Source organism: Natrinema thermotolerans (genome assembly GCF_031165565.1).
Classification (GTDB): domain Archaea; phylum Halobacteriota; class Halobacteria; order Halobacteriales; family Natrialbaceae; genus Natrinema; species Natrinema thermotolerans.
This window is the reverse complement of sequence record NZ_CP101873.1, coordinates 296,670-311,522: the sequence shown is the minus strand read 5'-3', so window position 1 is coordinate 311,522 and position 14,853 is coordinate 296,670. Positions and strand designations below refer to the sequence as shown.

Below are 14,853 nucleotides of genomic sequence, written 5' to 3'. Positions count from 1 at the left end.
CGTTCTTTCCTGCAGTCGGTAGCGAAGGATCTCAGTAGTAGTGGAAATGTCGCCCGGAACACTAACGTCCAGCCTCATCCCGTGGCGGCGTGCCGCGTCGGCTGGCTAACCCTCGTGCCGGGCGGAAGGACTCGAGGAGCCCTCCAGTAACTGACTGTCGCGTGCCCGGGTTCGCCGTGCTGTCATCGCACCCGAAACGGGTTTGCTCGGACGGGGACTGAAGGCACGCACCGGACCTATGCGCGTGGCCCGTTTAACTCTTGTAGCTCAGTCCCGTCCGCGAACGGAGGGTCAACCGGGGTCGGGTGCGTCCGTGATGGTGCCCTCGTTCGCTGCCAGCCATTCGTCGTAGGTGTCGCGCTCGACGACGACGATGGAGCCGTCCATCCGGGAGTGACCGGCCCCACAGAACTCGGCACAGACGGCGTCGTAGCGGCCGGGTTCGGAGACGGTCGTGCGGGCGCGAGTGTAGTCGCCCGGGAAGGCGTCCTGTTTGACACCCAGATCGGGGACGAAAAGCGAGTGGACGACGTCGTCGCTGGTGAGCCAGAACGTGACGTCCGTGTCGGCAGGGATCACGATCTCGGATTCGGTCGTGACGTTGGCCTCTGGGTAGGTGGCCTGCCACTCCCACTGGTAGCCCCGGACGTGAACCTCTTCGTCGTCGGTGTCGGGGAGGTCCGCGAACGAGTCGAACCCGTCCTGACTTGTGTCCTCGCCCTCGAGGGCCTGCGACGGGGAGACGTAGGGGTTGACGAGGACGCTGTAGCCCGAGAGGCCGACGAACAGGAGGATGAGCGCGGTCGCGACGGTCCAGGTGATCTCGAGGGCGGGATCCTCGGTGGTCGGTTGGGGGTCGTCGTTGTCGTGGAACTTGACGGCCGCGTAGACGAGGATCAGGAGGACGAAGAGCGTGAGCGGCAGGGCGACGTAGAGCAGTTGGTACTCGAGGCCGTCGATGAGGTCACGGTTTTCGGACTGGGCGGCGACCGTGCCCATCGCGAGAAGCAGCGAGAGCGCCGCGACGACGAGCGCGACGAGCGTGCGTCGACGGTCCATTGACGGGGCTTCGACGACTGGCGGGATATACGGCCTTCGTGGTTCGGTAAACTGTCACGACCGCGTAGTGGTCGTAAGCGGTGAATACTCCCAAACGGCGTATTACGGGCGGTGACAGTCAGGGAAACGCCGGCCCATATTTATTGGAACCGATGGTGAGGCAACCGCTATGTGCGGCCGAGAGCGGGGCGCTCGAGCGATGGGGGGTGACCGGTGGCGATGAACCGTGCGCTCGCGGAGGTGTCGCTGTTCGGCCTCGTCCTCGCGGGCTGTCTGCTGACGGTCGCGCTCGCCAGCCGGTGGCGAGCGGAGACGTCGCCGGACGGCGGGTACGTCCGGGAGCAGCGGCGACGGATTTCGCTGGCCGACGCGAAGGCGGCGGCCGTTCGTTGGACGACGACGACGAATCATCGCGAGATCGGACTGCTCTACATCGCGTTCGGTACCGTCGCGGCGATCTGGGGCGGGATCGACGGGATGATGATCCGGACCCATCTGCTGACGCCCGAGGCGACTCTCTGGACGGAAGGGACGTACAACGAGCTGTTCACGATGCATGGGCTCACGATGTTGATCTTCTTCGTGACGCCGGTGTTCTTCGGGATCGGGAACTACTTCCTGCCGCTGTTGATCGGGGCAGACGACATGGCGTTTCCGCGGCTCAACGCCGTCGGGTTCTGGCTGTTGCCGCCGTCGCTGTTGCTCGCTCGGTTCGGTATCATCGCCGAGGTGACGGGGGCGCTACTCGCGGTCGTGGTCCCGGCGGATCGGTTGTCGGTCTTGTTCGCGTTCAAGGAGCCGGCGATCGGCTGGACGGTGTATCCGCCCTTGTCGCTGGCACCGAACCCGCAGACGAACTTCCTGCTGCTAGGACTGCATCTGAGCGGGATCGCAACCACGATCGGCGCGCTCAACTTCATCACGACGGTCGTCTACGAGCGCGACGAGTCGATCGGGTGGGCGAACCTCGATATCTTTTCGTGGAATATGCTCGTCACGAGTGCGATCATCATCTTCGCGTTCCCGTTGCTCGGCACCGCCCTGTTGATGCTGTTGTTCGATCGTAACTTCGGGACGACCTTCTTCGCGGTCGAGGGCGGGGGACCGATCCTCTGGCAACACCTATTCTGGTTCTGGGGTCATCCGGAGGTGTACATCATCTTCCTCCCGGCGACTGGGCTGATGAGTCTGATCTTGCCGAAGTTCGTCGGCCGCAAGCTGTTCGGGTTCAAGTTCATCGTCTACTCGACGATCGCCATCGGCGTCCTCTCCTTTGGTGTTTGGGCCCACCACATGTTCGTCACCGGCGTCGACCCTCGAGTCCGGGCGAGTTTCATGGCGACGTCGATCGCCATCGCCGTCCCCAGCGCGATCAAGGTCTTCAACTGGATTACGACGATGTGGAACGGTGACGTTCGACTGGCCGCGCCGACGATCCTCTGTGTCGGCTCGATCGGCCTGTTTATCGTCGGCGGCGTCACCGGTATCTTCCTCGCGGTGATCCCGATCGACGTGGTCTATCACGGCACCTACTACGTCGTCGGTCACTTCCATCTCATCCTCATGGGGATCATCCCGCTCATGATGTTCGCCGCCAGCTACTACTGGTATCCCCTGCTTACGGGTCGGATGTACGACCGCCGACTCGCAATCTTCCAGTCGTCGCTTTTGGTCGTCGGGTCCGCGCTCACGTTCATGACGCTGATGGCGCTCGGTTTCCTCGAGTTACCTCGCCGGTACGCAACCTATCCGGCCGAGTACTCGGGGCTGCAGGTCGTCGCGACGGTCGGTGCCTTCCTCATCGGCATCAGCGTCCTCATGTGGCTGTACAACATGCTCTGGTCGTACTTCCAGGGAACGCCGGTCGAGACGGCGGATCCCTGGGACCTGAAAGCGACCGAGCAGTTCACCCCCGAGTGGCAGTGGTTCGAGGACCGCCTCGAGCGCGAGCGCGGCGTCCCGCCCAGCGAACCCGAGGCGGTCCGGCCATCGTACGTTCCGGCACAGGGGGAGCGCCCGCTGTCGCTGTACGGCCGGATCGTCCCGGTGGCAAAGCGGGTGGCGAACGACGCCGGGACGGGCGCAGCCGGTGGGTTCGTCGGCACGATGTTGTTGACGGGTACCCTTCTCGTGGCAGTAGCCTTGGGATCGTTCGATCTCGAGGCGTTCGCGACGCTGGCGACGTTCGTCGGGCTGCCGGCGAACCTCGCGCTCGGCTACGGCCTGTTCCTCCTCGGGGGGATGACGGTCTGGCCGCTGCTCTTTCTCTCGCTGGGCGAGTACCTGCCCGGCGAGTTGACCCTGGTGACGGGGCTGTGGTACGCGACGGTCATTGCCTCGGGCTTCGCGCTTGCCTTCTACACCGGCCAGTCCGGCCTCGAGCTGGTGACCTACGTCCTGTTCGTGATCGTCGCCCACTGGGTCTACGGGCTGGGTCTGGCCGGGACGATCGCGGTCTTGGGCGGCCGCCAGCGCCGTCCGTCGACGGGGGACGACGGATGAGTGCGGACGACGAGCGGGCGGCCGACGGGACGGAGACCCCTGCCACCGACGAGACGGGGCCGCTCGAGCCCACGGCGGCCGCGGAGTCGCTGGTGTTGACCTACGCTGTGCCCTTTCTCGGTGTCGTCCTGATCGCAGTAGGACTGCCGCTGGCGATCGTCGGCGGCTACGTCGTGGTTCAGGACGGGATCGGACTCTGTGGCGAACCGACGATCTCGGCGACGTCGGTCGACGAACGCGAGGGCTCGCCCTCGACCGTCGAAGAACTGCCCGCCGCGGCGCTTTCAACGGCCGAGCAACGGGCCCTCGAGGAGGCGATCGACAGCCCGCTTCGGGAGGCGAAAGTCGACGGCGAGGTGAGAAACCGGGCGGCGCTGCTCGAGGGGGCGATCGTCGAGTACGAGGGGCAGCGCTACTACGTCCGGATCACGTCCCAAAACAGCTGTCTCGAGGTCGCGCCGCTTTTGTTCCCGATCGGGGCGATCGCGATCCTGATCGGGATCGTGAGCGTGTTGACGCCGCCGATCTATCGGAAGATGGCTGGCTTCGAGGAGCGGGTCGGCCGCGACCGGTCGGACTGAGATGACGCTCGCGTTCGGCGGCGGTCACTCGGCGGGGCGGCGCTACTGATCCGTCCGGTTCGGGTCGTCGTTTGTCATCGGATCCGGATCGGGGGCGGCGACGTCGCCGTCACCCGGCTGCTCGGCGGCATAGGAGAACTGGCCTTTCCCGTCGGGAGCCTCACCCTCCGTCCAGGGGTAGCCGGGGTCGGGCTGTTCCTCACGGCGGGTCGACATGAACGTGTAGTTGACGTCCTGATTCTCCTGTTCTTGCGGGAAGCTTGCGGGAACTGGAACCGGGTCGTCGAGGGTCTCGAGGGCCTGAAGCCACTGGTTCTGGTGCATCGTGTCCCGGGCGATGAGATAGGAGAGCATGTCCTTCATCCCGGGGTCGTCGGTGTAGTTCCAGAGCCGCGTCGCGAGGGTACGGCCGGTCGCCTCGGCCATCACGTTCGCGTAGAGGTCGCCGGCGAGGTTGCCGGAGGCGACGATGTAGTTGCCGGTAAAGGGCGCGCCGTTGCTGTCGGCCGGCATCGCCGACTCGCCCGCCGAGAGGAACTGTCGCGGGCCCTGCGCGGTCATCGACTCGGCCATGTCTGCGGTCTCTCGGACCTCCTCGCTCATGCTCTTGGCGGACCCTCTGAGGTTCTTCGTGACTGCCGTCGCGAGCATCTCGATGTGGCCGAGTTCCTCCGCGGCGGTTTCCATCAGCAGGTTCCGATACTCCTCGTGCTGTTCCGGCACCGCCCACGCCTGAAACATGTACTGGAGCGCGACGCGCATCTCGCCTTCCTGTCCGCCGATCGCTTGCTGGAGGAGCTTCGCGAAGTGGGGGTCCGGTTCTTCGACGGTGACCTCGTACTGGAGTTCCGGTTCTTGGAAGAACATCCACTGGTCCTGCCCACGACCGAGGTGATAAACCACTGTTACGACCGGTGCTGAACGTGTAACCGACTGGTAACTAATCGATACGAACCACTCGGATGGCGTGGCAGACGGATCGAAGGCGGCAATCTCGAGCCACGCCTCGTCGCCGACTCGCCGCGGGGGAGATCGCTCGAGCCTCAGTGTCGGGGGGCGACACGGCCGTGAACTCGCCGGGCCCGAGTCTCGATACGCGTTCGTCGAGACGACGCGGTCCCCCGTTACGGAACGGCGGCCGGGGTTTTTTCAACGGTGGCTGTGGTACGGTTCGCCGCGAGGTGACCCCGGTGGCTAACACCGATGAGAAACACAGAGCCGCCGCGACGTGTCCGCGTTGCGGGGAGATCGGTATCGTGCAGGTCTGGCCCGACGGAACGCTTCAACCGCTCGGCCAGTCGGACTTCTGTGAGTGTCCCTCGTCGACGCTCCGGGTCCTCGAGACCGACGCCGACGAACTCCCGTAGTACGGCAGCTCCTGCCGATCAGACCGACGCCCCGACGTAGAGGACGGCCACGAGGACGAGCCAGACGAGATCGACGAAGTGCCAGTACAGCGAGACGGTCGCGACGGAGGTGTCCCGGTCCGGCCCGTAATGACCCCGCAGCGCCCGCCAACACAGGACCGCGATGGCCCCGACGCCGAGGGCGACGTGAAAACCGTGGAGCCCGGTCAGGCCGTAGAAGGCGGTTCCGAAGACGCCGCTGGTGAGCGAAAAGCCCTCCCCGGCGACGAACTCGTAGTACTCGTAGGCCTGCCCGGCGAGGAAGACGAGCCCGAGGACCAGCGTCGTCCCGAGTAATCCGAGGAAGCGCCGACGGTTCCCCGACTCGAGGGCCGCGTGCGCGTAGTGAACAGTGACGCTGCTGGCGAGCAGGATCGCGGTGTTGACGGCGACGAGCGAGCCCACGAGCGGCGGGAGTTCCGCGGGCGGCCACGCGCCGACTCTGACGAAGGCGTAGTAGACGAACAGCGCCCCGAACGTCGAGACGTCGGTCGCCAGGAAGAGTACGGTCGTCGAGACGTACGACTCGCGGGACTCGGGGGACGCCGTCGCGTCGTGGTCGCGGGCCGGCACCAGAAACGCCTCCCGGAGCCAGCCGCCGACGCCGGACAGCAAGAGGCCCGCCCCGAGGACGGCGAGGGCGACGCCGACGAGCGGTGGCACGAGCCCGGTTTCGGTGCCGAGAACCGCGATCGCGACCCCGCCGTAGAGCCCGGCGGCTCCGGCGGCGGCGATCAGCGGCCACCGGCTTCGATGCTCGTGGTCGTCGCCGTCACCGTGTCCGCGGTGGTCGCCGTACTCCTCGGGTGCCTGCCCCTCGGGGACGTGATGGCCGGAGCCGTCGGCTCGAGGGGGCGGAGTGCGGTCGGAGCCGTCACCGGTTCCCATAGGCGCGCTTCCACGTCGACGCCGAAAAAGGGTCGCTGCGGACGCGTGGGTAGGGTCGGCGTACGGCGACGGTGCCGATCAGTAGAAGTAGTCGTCCTCGGCGAGCTGGACGTAGCCCCCGTCGCGGTACGTGAACTTCGTGCGCTTGTAGGTCGCGGCGATCTTCGCGGCGTCGAACCCGGCAGTGTACTTCCGCGCGATCAGGCCGTCGTCGGTGCCGTTGCCCTGCATGTCGTTGACGGTCGAGAACGCCCAGTCCCAGTCGTCGGGGCCGTAGTCCGCGACGATGTCGGCGAAGGCGACGTTGCGGAGGATCTCGTCGCCGATGGCGTCTTTCCAGATATCGTTGTAGTTCTCGAGCGAGTCCGTTCCGGCGAGCCGGCCGGCGATCTTGCCGGTGCGGACGGCGACGTGGTAACCGCCCTCGTGGAAAGCCGAGGTAGTGCCCATCGCGCCGCCGGCGACGGCGATGTTCGCGCCGACGGGCGAGTCGATCGGCCGCGTCGAGGAGATCGGGTAGGTCTCGGTCCCCTTGGACTTGCCACGGTCCTCGACGCGGGGGATGTCTTCCTCGATATCGTACTCGTCGCCGTACTCCTGCTCGAGTAGGCGGCTGATGTACTCGGCACCGGAGGGGATCCGGTCGTCGTCCGGCCGCAGGAGCTTGTAGGAGCCGGGATCCTCGACGTCCTCGAGCGTCATCCCGATCGGCATCGTCAGCCCGACGCGGGCGACAGTACCGTCGTTGGGGAAGACCCACGGGTAGGCGGTTTCGCCGGGCATGTATCCCCACCAGAACTTGAGTCGGTCCTCGAACTCCGCGAACAGTTCTTCCGGGAACTCCCGGTACTCCTGATAGGCGATGTGATTCGTCTCCGGCGGCGAGAGGTGGTCGGAGACGCTGCGGCCGGGCGCGGTGAACTGATCGAGGGCGTCGAGCGTGATCCGGCGCTGCGGGCCGTCGGCCAGCACGACGTACTGGGCCTCGATCTCGTCGCCGTTCGACAGCGTCAGCGTGTGGGTCGGCCCCTTCGGGCTCGAGGCCCGGAGATCCGTCTCGAGGTCCTTGACGCTGACGCCGACCCGGAGATCGGCCCCGGCGTCGGTCGCACGCTCGTGGAGCCAGTCGTCCATGCGGGCGCGATGGAAGGTGTAGCCGAACTTCGGATAGCTGGCGTCCATCCCGGTCGAGGTCAGTTCGACGGCGCTGTTCGGGCCGATGAACTCGGTGCCCTCGAGTTCCCGGTGGATGACGTTGTCGGGAATCTCGCGGTAGTCGAACTCCATGAGGTCGATCCAGTAGTCGAGCATTCCGGCGGCGTCGGTCGAGTCGGGACCCACTCCTTCCCGATCCTCTCGGGGGACCCCCTGCTCGAAGAGCACGGTTTCCGCGCCGTGGGCTGCCGCTTGCTCGGCCGCGGACGCACCGGCGGGGCCGCCGCCGACGATCGCGACGTCTACGCGTTCCATACGACGTTCGGACTCAGCGCGTCATTATAAAAACTGCGAGGCGGACTGTCCGTCGAACGGACCGGTCGCAGTTAGAAGAGGCCTCTGGCCAGGACGAGCAAGACGCCGGAACCGATGATGAACCCGAGAAAGCCCGCGAAGATGATCGCCGCCTGTCGTCCGGTGAGCGATTCGCCGTCGAGAAACTCGTCTGAAGGCATACTGTCGGCGTTCGTGGCTCGCTCGCTTAAACGTGATGGTCACGTCATTTGATGGGTGGGACGCTGCCAGCGACTCGACCCCTCGAGGGGCGGCCCCGACCACCCGCAGTGCCGCGAGACGAACGCTTTTGATCGCACTGGACGAGGATGGGGACATGAGTGAGCCCGACGCGCCGGACGTGCTGGTCCTCCGGCGTGGCACCCACGGGATGCCGGTCGAACAGTATGCCGACGCGATCCGCGAGCGGCTCCCCGACCGCAGCGTCGAACTCGCGCGGACCCCTGCCGCGGAACGCGAGGCGATCCGGTCGGCGACGTTCGCGACCGGTATGACACTCGAGCGCGATCTCCTCGAGTCGGCCGACGCGCTCGAGGTCTTCGCCTGTGCCTACGCGGGGACGGGCCATCTCCCCCTCGAGGAACTCGAAGAGCGGGCCGTCGCGGTGACCAACGCTTCGGGCGTCCACGGACCGAACATCGGCGAACACGTGCTGGGCGCGATCCTGGGGTTCGTCCGGCGGTTTCACGTCGGTCGGCGGCGACAGGATCGCCGGGAGTGGCGCCACTATCAGGCCCACGAACTGCAGGGGTCGACGGTGACGATCGTCGGTCTCGGCGCGATCGGGGAGGCGGTCGCCGAGCGGCTCGAGCCGTTCGGCGTCGAGACGATCGGGGTTCGATACACCCCCGAGAAGGGTGGGCCGACCGACGAGGTGATCGGGTTCGAGAGCGAGGCGTTCGACGACGCGCTCGCGCGGACGGACTATCTCGTCCTCGCGTGTCCGCTCACCGAAACGACGCGGGGGCTGATCGACCGCGAGGCGCTGGTTACGATCGACCCCGAGGCAGTGCTGGTCAACGTCGCCCGCGGCCCCGTCGTCGACACCGACGCGCTGGTCGCGGCGCTGCGCTCGAACCGGCTCCGCGGGGCCGCGCTGGACGTTACCGACCCCGAACCGCTGCCGGAGGACCACCCGCTGTGGACCTTCGAAAACGTACGGATTACGCCCCACAACGCGGGCCACACGCCCGAGTACTACGAGCGACTCGCGGATATCGTCGCCGAGAACGTCCGTCGGCACGCGAACGGCGACGACGCCCTCGAGAATCAGGTCCGTCCCTGAGACGCGCCGGCCGTGCCGTCCGCCGCCAGTCGATTCGACGCACCTTTTTGCCCCTTTGCGACGAACGGCGCGTATGGACAGCACAGACTGTGTGACTCGAGCGAACGCGTCCGTGTGGACGGGAGGCGGACGATGGTACTGACGTTCGACGGCCGGGTCCTCGTGCCCGTCGCCGACCCCGACGACGGCGAACGAACGGCGGCGGCGCTGGCACCGTATCTCGGCCCCGAGAGTTCGGTACTCTTCGTCAATGTCATCGAGAAGGCGGGCGGTGCGCCGGACAAGGCCTCGGTCGAACAGCGCGAGGACTACGCCGAGGAGATCTTCGAGCGTGCCCGCGGGCCGCTCGCGGATCGAGCGGCCTCGGTCGAAACGGCGATCCTCTTCGGGACGGACGTCGTCGAAACGATCTTCGACGCGGCCGAGGAGCGCGATGTCGAAGCCGTCGTCTTCGAGCCTCGCGAAGGGAACCGGTTCGTGGAGCTACTTACCGGTGACGTGGCTCGGCGACTGGTCAAACAGGCCACGATTCCGGTGGTCGCGCTCCCGCGAACGGACGACTGACGGAGCAACGTGAAACACTCACTCGAGGGCGGCGAGTTCGACGCGGCCGGTCTGGTCGACGCCGACCCGGTAGCCCGCGTACTCGAACGTGACCGACCCGACGCAGCGGTCGGCCCCCACCGTCGACTGGAAGAGCGAATCGAGCGCGGACGGGTCGATCACGTCGTACAGCGGGCCGAACTCGTCGGCGAGTTCGAGGGCGTCGAACGACGAGTCGGCCGCGATCGCGTCGATGACGGCCTCGCTCGGGGGCGTGTCCGGGTCGGCCTGGTGCGTACTGGCAGATTCGTGAAGCGTCAACCGGTCGGTGGTAGGCTCAGTTTCCATACACACGATACCGGCCGGCCGCGGGAAGCAACCACGATTGGAGGGCCAACCCTTCAAGTGGGGGCCGGTCCGCCGATCGTGTTCCGCAGGAGGTTGGCCTGCCCCCGCCGGAGGCGGGCGGACAGCGCCTGATCCGAGATGTCGAGTTTCGCGGCGACCGCGGAGAGCGTCGTCTCGCGGGGTACGTCGAAGTAGCCCTCCTCGAGGGCGACGATCAGTGCCTTCCGCTGGCGTTCGGTGATCCCGTACCGGTCCCCGGCGGCGGCCGATTCCTCGAAGATACGCTGGATCCGGAACGGAATCTCTTTCTCACGACAGACGTCCCGATATGCGAACAGCGCCTCTCGGGTCGGTACGCGGGCCCGAATGCTCGTCTCCTCGGTGACGGTGATCTCCTGATACCCGATGTCGTACTTCGCCGCCGTCGGATACGTCAGATGGGCCTGTCCCCGCTCCGACAGCGTGACGCTGTAGAGACGGCGATCGCCTGGATCCTCGAGCAGCGAGACGGCCGCGACGGTGGTGTCGTCGGCGAGCGCGGGTTCGACGCTCTCGAGGTCGTCGCCGTACATCCAGCAGACGAGTTTCGTCGACCCCGTCTCCGACTGATAGATCTCCTCGACGTCGATCCGGGAGACGGCGTCGACGGTCCGTCGGAGGATCGGCGTCCCGATTTCGAACTCGACGATGAGTACCATGGGGCCTTCGCTCGAGGTACGTCGCCGGGACTGTTATACTACGGCACTAACTGGGTTGGTGCGTGTCGACGAGAGAATCGATCGGCCACTCGGCGGACGATCGAGGGGGAACGGCGTGTGCCGTTCAGATGTAGCCGTGTTCGAGCAGCAGTTCGCCGTTGAGAACGCTCGCGCCGGCGGCACCGCGGATCGTATTGTGGGCCAGACAGTTGTACTGCAGGCCGAAGGGCGACTCCTGCAGCCCGCCCGCGGCGATGGCCATGCCGTCGCCCAGCGTGCGGTCCATCCGGGGCTGGGGTCGGTCGGGCTCCTCGAAGACGTGGATGAGCGGCTCGGGGGAGGAGCGGAGATCGAGCGACGGATACTCCCGCATGGCCTCGGCGGCCGCGTCGGCGGTCAGGTCGTCCGCGGTCTCGACCCACACGTTCTCGAGGTGGCCGTCGATGGTCGGGATGCGGTTGCAGGAGGCCGCGACCGACATGTCGTTGTGCGATAGTTCGGCCCCGTCGAACTCGCCCAGCAGTTTGCGGGACTCGGTCTCGAGTTTGTCCTCCTCGCCGCCGATGTAGGGGATGGCGTTGTCGATGATCTCCATCGAGGACACGCCGTCGTAGCCCGCGCCGGAGACCGCCTGCAGCGTCGAGACGTGAACCTTCTCGAGGCCGAAGTCGGTCAGGGCGGCGAGCGTGGGGACGAAGGTGATCGTCGAGCAGTTGGGGTTTTTGACCATTGCGCCGTCCCAGCCGCGCTCGTCGCGCTGGACCTCGAGCAAGTCGAGGTGGTCGGCGTTGACCTCCGGAATCACGAGGGGGATGTCGTCGTCCATCCGGCCGTTCGAAGAGTTCGAGGAGACGACGTAGCCGGCCTCACAGAAGCCGGGTTCGACTTCCGCACCGACGCTCGACGGGAGCGACGAGAAGATCAGGTCGACGTCGTTGGGGACCTCGTCGGGGTCGGTCGCCGTGACGGTCGTCTCGGCGACGTCCTCGGGAATGGGGCTGTCGACGCGCCACTTCGATGCCTGTCGATACGTCTTGCCGGCGCTTGCGTCGCTCGCGGTCAGGGCCGCGATCTCGAACTCCGGATGGGGGTCGAGCAATTGAATCAGTCGCTGTCCAACCGCACCGGTCGCACCGAGTACGCCTACTCGTACTGCCATTTTCCGGCACTCCGAGTCGTGTCCGCAAAACCGTTTGGGTTTTCGGTAGCGAGTGTCAATCGTCGAAGTTGCACACGTCGCCAACGCCGGCCGCCGACCGGCCGCGAGGATGGCGCTCCGAACGGATAGAAGATATTAAGAAAACGGAGCGGTACCTATCGATCGATGTACGACCGACAGGACCGACTCGAGGCGGCAGGCCAGAGGTGGTTCCGATGACGAGTTCGACCGCGAGTACCGGCGGGCTGTTCGACACGCCCTTTAGTATCGGTGCGACGGTGCTTGCGGCCGTCGCGGCGCTGGTCGGCGTCCTCTTCGCGTGGACGGGCTACTCCGCCGCGGGCACCGACGAGGCGACGGCGGCGCTCCCGCTTTTGGGCTTCGAACTGAACATTCTGACCGGCTTCGTCGGGCTGCTGTTCGCCTTCGGCATCGCCTTGGTGGCGCTTGTCGCCGCGCTCTACATGGAACCCGGCTTCGGCGAGTAACTCGGGTTTGCCGGCCCGGCCGTCGACCACCGAGCGGCCCGGTCACAACGCGCGACGACAGCGTTACGATGACTCACAGTAGCCGCGACAGCGGTCGCGGCGGAGACGCGTTGCTTCTCGGCTTGTGCGATCGATCTCGAGGTGAGAAAGCGAGTTATGCGGGGACTTCCGAGCCCTTCTTCCGGGTGACGTAGCCGGCGATCCGGTTGCGAACGCCCTTGGACTCGACGTTGGTGAGCTTTGCGACGCTTTCCTTGTTCTGTTCGAAGTCGGTCGTGAACGCCTCCGGGTACCGCTCGAGGAGGAGGGTCCCCGTCTTCTTGACGTAGGCCGGCTTGATTGCCATATCGAGTGGTTCATGGAGCGCGCCCTAAAGCCATTCGTTCTGCGGCGGCGACCGGTCGCCCACGGCCCCGCCACGACCGCGGTCGTCCGCATCGGTTCCACACCGTACCCTCACCACTGCGACTGGTCGCGAACCTGTTTGAGAGCCTCCCGCTCTCGGGGGCCGCCGGCCCGCTCGACGACCGCGGCACAGTACTCGAGGCGGTCGCGTAACTCGCCCTCGTCGTATTCGTCGACCCCGAGCCGCGAGGCGGCGACGGTCGCCTCGACGACGGCCCCGAACCCGCGGTCGATCGTCGGGACCGTCTCGCGCTCGATCGCCGACTCGACGGGGCGAAGCGTCCACTCCTCCCACTCGGTGCCGCCTTCGCTGCCCGCGTCGATCCGCTCGACGGTGACCCGCGCCCAGGCGCTGGCCGACTCGAGGATCGGGTCCTCGCGCTCGAGGATCGAGCAGGCGGCGTCGGCGAAGACGACGGGGTCGTCGACGAACTGGACGTAGGCCTCGCCTTGTCGGTGGAAGTTCCGCCGGGTGCGGGTGTTCCCCCACGTCCGCGCGGTGACGGGATCGCCCGCGTGGAGCCCGAGCGCTGCGGCGTTCCACAGCCCGTTCGGGCCGAGCGTGGTCACGACGGTTTCGGTGACGCCGGCGAGGTCGACGGGCCACGTCGCGGCGTCGCCGCTCTCTGATCCGCGCTCGCCGCTCATACCGTGATCGACCCCCGCTCGAGCGCGACGAACAGTCCCGCGGCCGTGATATCGGCCGTGGTCCCGGGGTTGATTCCCCGCTCGACCAGGTCGTCGGCGAACCGGTCGACGGTCCGGCGATCGGTCTCGAGGGCGCCGTCGGCGACCAGTGCCGCGGCCCGGTCGGTGACCTCGCGGGCGGTCGCCTCGCCGTGACGCGTCGCGACGAGGGTATCGGGTCGCCCGGCGAGCAGGGAGAGAAAGACCGCGGCGGTCCGGCCCGAAAGCGGGCCCTCGGCCGCGGCGAGTCGGTCGGCGGCCGCGAACGACCGCTCGAACCCCTCGACCCACTCGCGGGCGACGCCGTCGCCGGGAACGCTGCGTTCCATGATCTCCAGCAGCGTCAGCCCGCGTTCCTCGAGGGCCGGCACCGCGTCCGATCCGCGACGTACGTCGAGGGCGTCCATGTCCGCCGGCGGGTCGTCGACGGCGACGTCGACGCGGTCGAACGCCCGGTAGAACCCCGCCGCGTCGGCGACGGTCGTCTCGCGGACGACGGCCTCGGCGGCCGATCGATCGAGGTCGTCGCCGGCGGCCCGGACCAGCGGCACGAGCAACAGCAGGGCCCCGAACTGCGTGTTCCCGCCCTCCTGTGTGGCCATCCCCTCGACGGCTCGCTCGAAGGCGGGCCCGATCGCCGCGCCCGATGCCGCCCGCTCGAGTCCGTCCCGAGCGCCGACGGCCCCGGCGAGGAAGTGTTCGAACCGCAGGTCCGCGAGGTCGCGCTCGCGGTCGACGTTGCCCGGCTTGGGCGTCCCCGCGACCTCGAGGAGCAAGGCCAGTTCCGCGTTCTGGGCCGACGTTCGCATACGGATCGCTGTGTGCCGAGGCGGCTTAGGGGTGGGGGTTCGCGGCGACTCGAGTCGCGTCGATCGACGGGGCGAGGGCCGTTCCCTGCAACGGGTTCGCCGTCCCATCGATTTAAGCCTCGAGGCAAGCATTCATCGCGTATGGGCTACGACACCGTCGCCAAGACCGATCCGGACTCAGTCATCGACGAGGAGTGGGGCGGCATGTGGTTCCTCAAGGAGCCACTCGCCACCGAGGAGCTGGGGATCTCGATCCTCGAACTCGAGCCCGGCGGCAAGGGGATGGAACACGCCGAGGCGGAGTCGGGACAGGAGGAAGTCTACTACGTTGTCGAGGGACGGGTCGACGTCGACCTGACCGACGCGGGCGAGACCGTGCCCCTCGAGACAGACGAGGCGATCCGGCTCGACCCCGAGGAGTCGCGCCAGATCCTGAACCAGTACGACGAGCGAGCGAAGCTCGTGTTGGTCGGCGCGCCGCTGTAG

At 67.0% G+C, this 14,853-nt stretch carries 18 protein-coding genes; 7 read left to right on the top strand and 11 right to left on the bottom strand.

All coding sequences use genetic code 11. The features are described 5' to 3' along the window. Positions 1-291: 291 nt before the first annotated feature. A complete protein-coding gene (gene coxB / locus NP511_RS01615; protein WP_049966876.1) occupies positions 292-1,059 on the bottom strand; it encodes a cytochrome c oxidase subunit II in 768 nt (255 codons plus the stop codon). 219 nt (positions 1,060-1,278) lie between these two features. Here coxB and NP511_RS01610 point away from each other — a divergent pair, with 219 nt between their 5' ends. Together NP511_RS01610 and NP511_RS01605 are read left to right on the top strand one after the other, a co-directional pair. Next, positions 1,279-3,561 carry a DUF6789 family protein gene (locus NP511_RS01610; protein ID WP_049966875.1) on the top strand — a complete coding sequence of 761 codons (2,283 nt, stop codon included), beginning with the start codon at positions 1,279-1,281 and terminating at the stop codon, positions 3,559-3,561. Next, positions 3,558-4,142, top strand: a complete 585-nt coding sequence (locus NP511_RS01605) for a DUF7979 domain-containing protein (protein ID WP_049966874.1) — start codon at positions 3,558-3,560, stop codon at positions 4,140-4,142. The genes NP511_RS01610 and NP511_RS01605 overlap by 4 nt, the downstream gene beginning before the upstream one ends. A 42-nt stretch (positions 4,143-4,184) precedes the next feature. Here the strand turns inward: NP511_RS01605 and NP511_RS01600 are convergent, their stop codons facing one another. Further along, entirely contained in the window at positions 4,185-5,009 is an 825-nt protein-coding gene (locus tag NP511_RS01600) for a manganese catalase family protein (protein ID WP_049966873.1), read from the bottom strand. A gap of 323 nt (positions 5,010-5,332) precedes the next feature. On the opposite strand from NP511_RS01600, the gene NP511_RS01595 reads away from it, so the two are divergent. After that, positions 5,333-5,509: a hypothetical protein gene (locus NP511_RS01595; protein WP_162834905.1), complete on the top strand. Its 177-nt coding sequence runs from the start codon at positions 5,333-5,335 to the stop codon at positions 5,507-5,509. A gap of 18 nt (positions 5,510-5,527) precedes the next feature. Here NP511_RS01595 and NP511_RS01590 read toward each other — a convergent pair whose 3' ends face one another. The 3 genes from NP511_RS01590 to NP511_RS01580 all read right to left on the bottom strand — a co-directional run bounded on the left by NP511_RS01590 (position 5,528) and on the right by NP511_RS01580 (position 8,106). Next, the gene (locus NP511_RS01590; protein WP_049966872.1) at positions 5,528-6,436 is read right to left on the bottom strand and encodes a cytochrome c oxidase subunit 3; all 909 of its coding nucleotides are present in this window, start codon (positions 6,434-6,436) and stop codon (positions 5,528-5,530) included. Positions 6,437-6,514: 78 nt separating this feature from the next. Further along, positions 6,515-7,906: an NAD(P)/FAD-dependent oxidoreductase gene (locus NP511_RS01585; RefSeq protein WP_049966871.1), complete on the bottom strand. Its 1,392-nt coding sequence runs from the start codon at positions 7,904-7,906 to the stop codon at positions 6,515-6,517. Between the two features lie 71 nt (positions 7,907-7,977). Then, on the bottom strand, positions 7,978-8,106 hold the full coding sequence (locus NP511_RS01580; protein ID WP_006180473.1) for a hypothetical protein: 129 nt from the start codon (positions 8,104-8,106) through the stop codon (positions 7,978-7,980). A gap of 155 nt (positions 8,107-8,261) precedes the next feature. Between NP511_RS01580 and NP511_RS01575 the strand changes: the two genes are divergently transcribed. Together NP511_RS01575 and NP511_RS01570 are read left to right on the top strand one after the other, a co-directional pair. Next, a complete protein-coding gene (locus NP511_RS01575) occupies positions 8,262-9,230 on the top strand; it encodes a D-2-hydroxyacid dehydrogenase (RefSeq protein WP_084158328.1) in 969 nt (322 codons plus the stop codon). Positions 9,231-9,362: 132 nt separating this feature from the next. After that, positions 9,363-9,794, top strand: coding sequence for a universal stress protein (locus NP511_RS01570; protein WP_006651272.1), 432 nt, complete (start codon positions 9,363-9,365; stop codon positions 9,792-9,794). Positions 9,795-9,812: 18 nt separating this feature from the next. On the opposite strand, the gene NP511_RS01565 is transcribed toward NP511_RS01570, so the two are convergent. The 3 genes from NP511_RS01565 to asd all read right to left on the bottom strand — a co-directional run bounded on the left by NP511_RS01565 (position 9,813) and on the right by asd (position 11,978). Continuing rightward, complete coding sequence (locus NP511_RS01565) at positions 9,813-10,121, bottom strand: HalOD1 output domain-containing protein (protein ID WP_049966869.1); 309 nt, start codon at positions 10,119-10,121, stop codon at positions 9,813-9,815. A 53-nt stretch (positions 10,122-10,174) separates the two neighbouring features. Then, positions 10,175-10,819: a helix-turn-helix domain-containing protein gene (locus tag NP511_RS01560; RefSeq protein ID WP_006651270.1), complete on the bottom strand. Its 645-nt coding sequence runs from the start codon at positions 10,817-10,819 to the stop codon at positions 10,175-10,177. A gap of 124 nt (positions 10,820-10,943) precedes the next feature. Then, positions 10,944-11,978, bottom strand: coding sequence for an aspartate-semialdehyde dehydrogenase (gene asd / locus NP511_RS01555; protein ID WP_006651269.1), 1,035 nt, complete (start codon positions 11,976-11,978; stop codon positions 10,944-10,946). A gap of 206 nt (positions 11,979-12,184) precedes the next feature. Between asd and NP511_RS01550 the strand changes: the two genes are divergently transcribed. Further along, a complete protein-coding gene (locus tag NP511_RS01550) occupies positions 12,185-12,466 on the top strand; it encodes a hypothetical protein (protein WP_006651268.1) in 282 nt (93 codons plus the stop codon). Between the two features lie 154 nt (positions 12,467-12,620). Here NP511_RS01550 and NP511_RS01545 read toward each other — a convergent pair whose 3' ends face one another. The 3 genes from NP511_RS01545 to NP511_RS01535 form a co-directional block, all read right to left on the bottom strand. After that, positions 12,621-12,812, bottom strand: a complete 192-nt coding sequence (locus NP511_RS01545; protein WP_006651267.1) for a 30S ribosomal protein S17e — start codon at positions 12,810-12,812, stop codon at positions 12,621-12,623. A 110-nt stretch (positions 12,813-12,922) separates the two neighbouring features. After that, entirely contained in the window at positions 12,923-13,519 is a 597-nt protein-coding gene (locus NP511_RS01540; protein WP_049966868.1) for a DUF447 domain-containing protein, read from the bottom strand. After that, positions 13,516-14,367, bottom strand: a complete 852-nt coding sequence (locus NP511_RS01535; RefSeq protein WP_049966867.1) for a triphosphoribosyl-dephospho-CoA synthase — start codon at positions 14,365-14,367, stop codon at positions 13,516-13,518. The genes NP511_RS01540 and NP511_RS01535 overlap by 4 nt, the downstream gene beginning before the upstream one ends. A gap of 141 nt (positions 14,368-14,508) precedes the next feature. On the opposite strand from NP511_RS01535, the gene NP511_RS01530 reads away from it, so the two are divergent. Continuing rightward, positions 14,509-14,853, top strand: a complete 345-nt coding sequence (locus NP511_RS01530) for a cupin domain-containing protein (protein WP_049966866.1) — start codon at positions 14,509-14,511, stop codon at positions 14,851-14,853.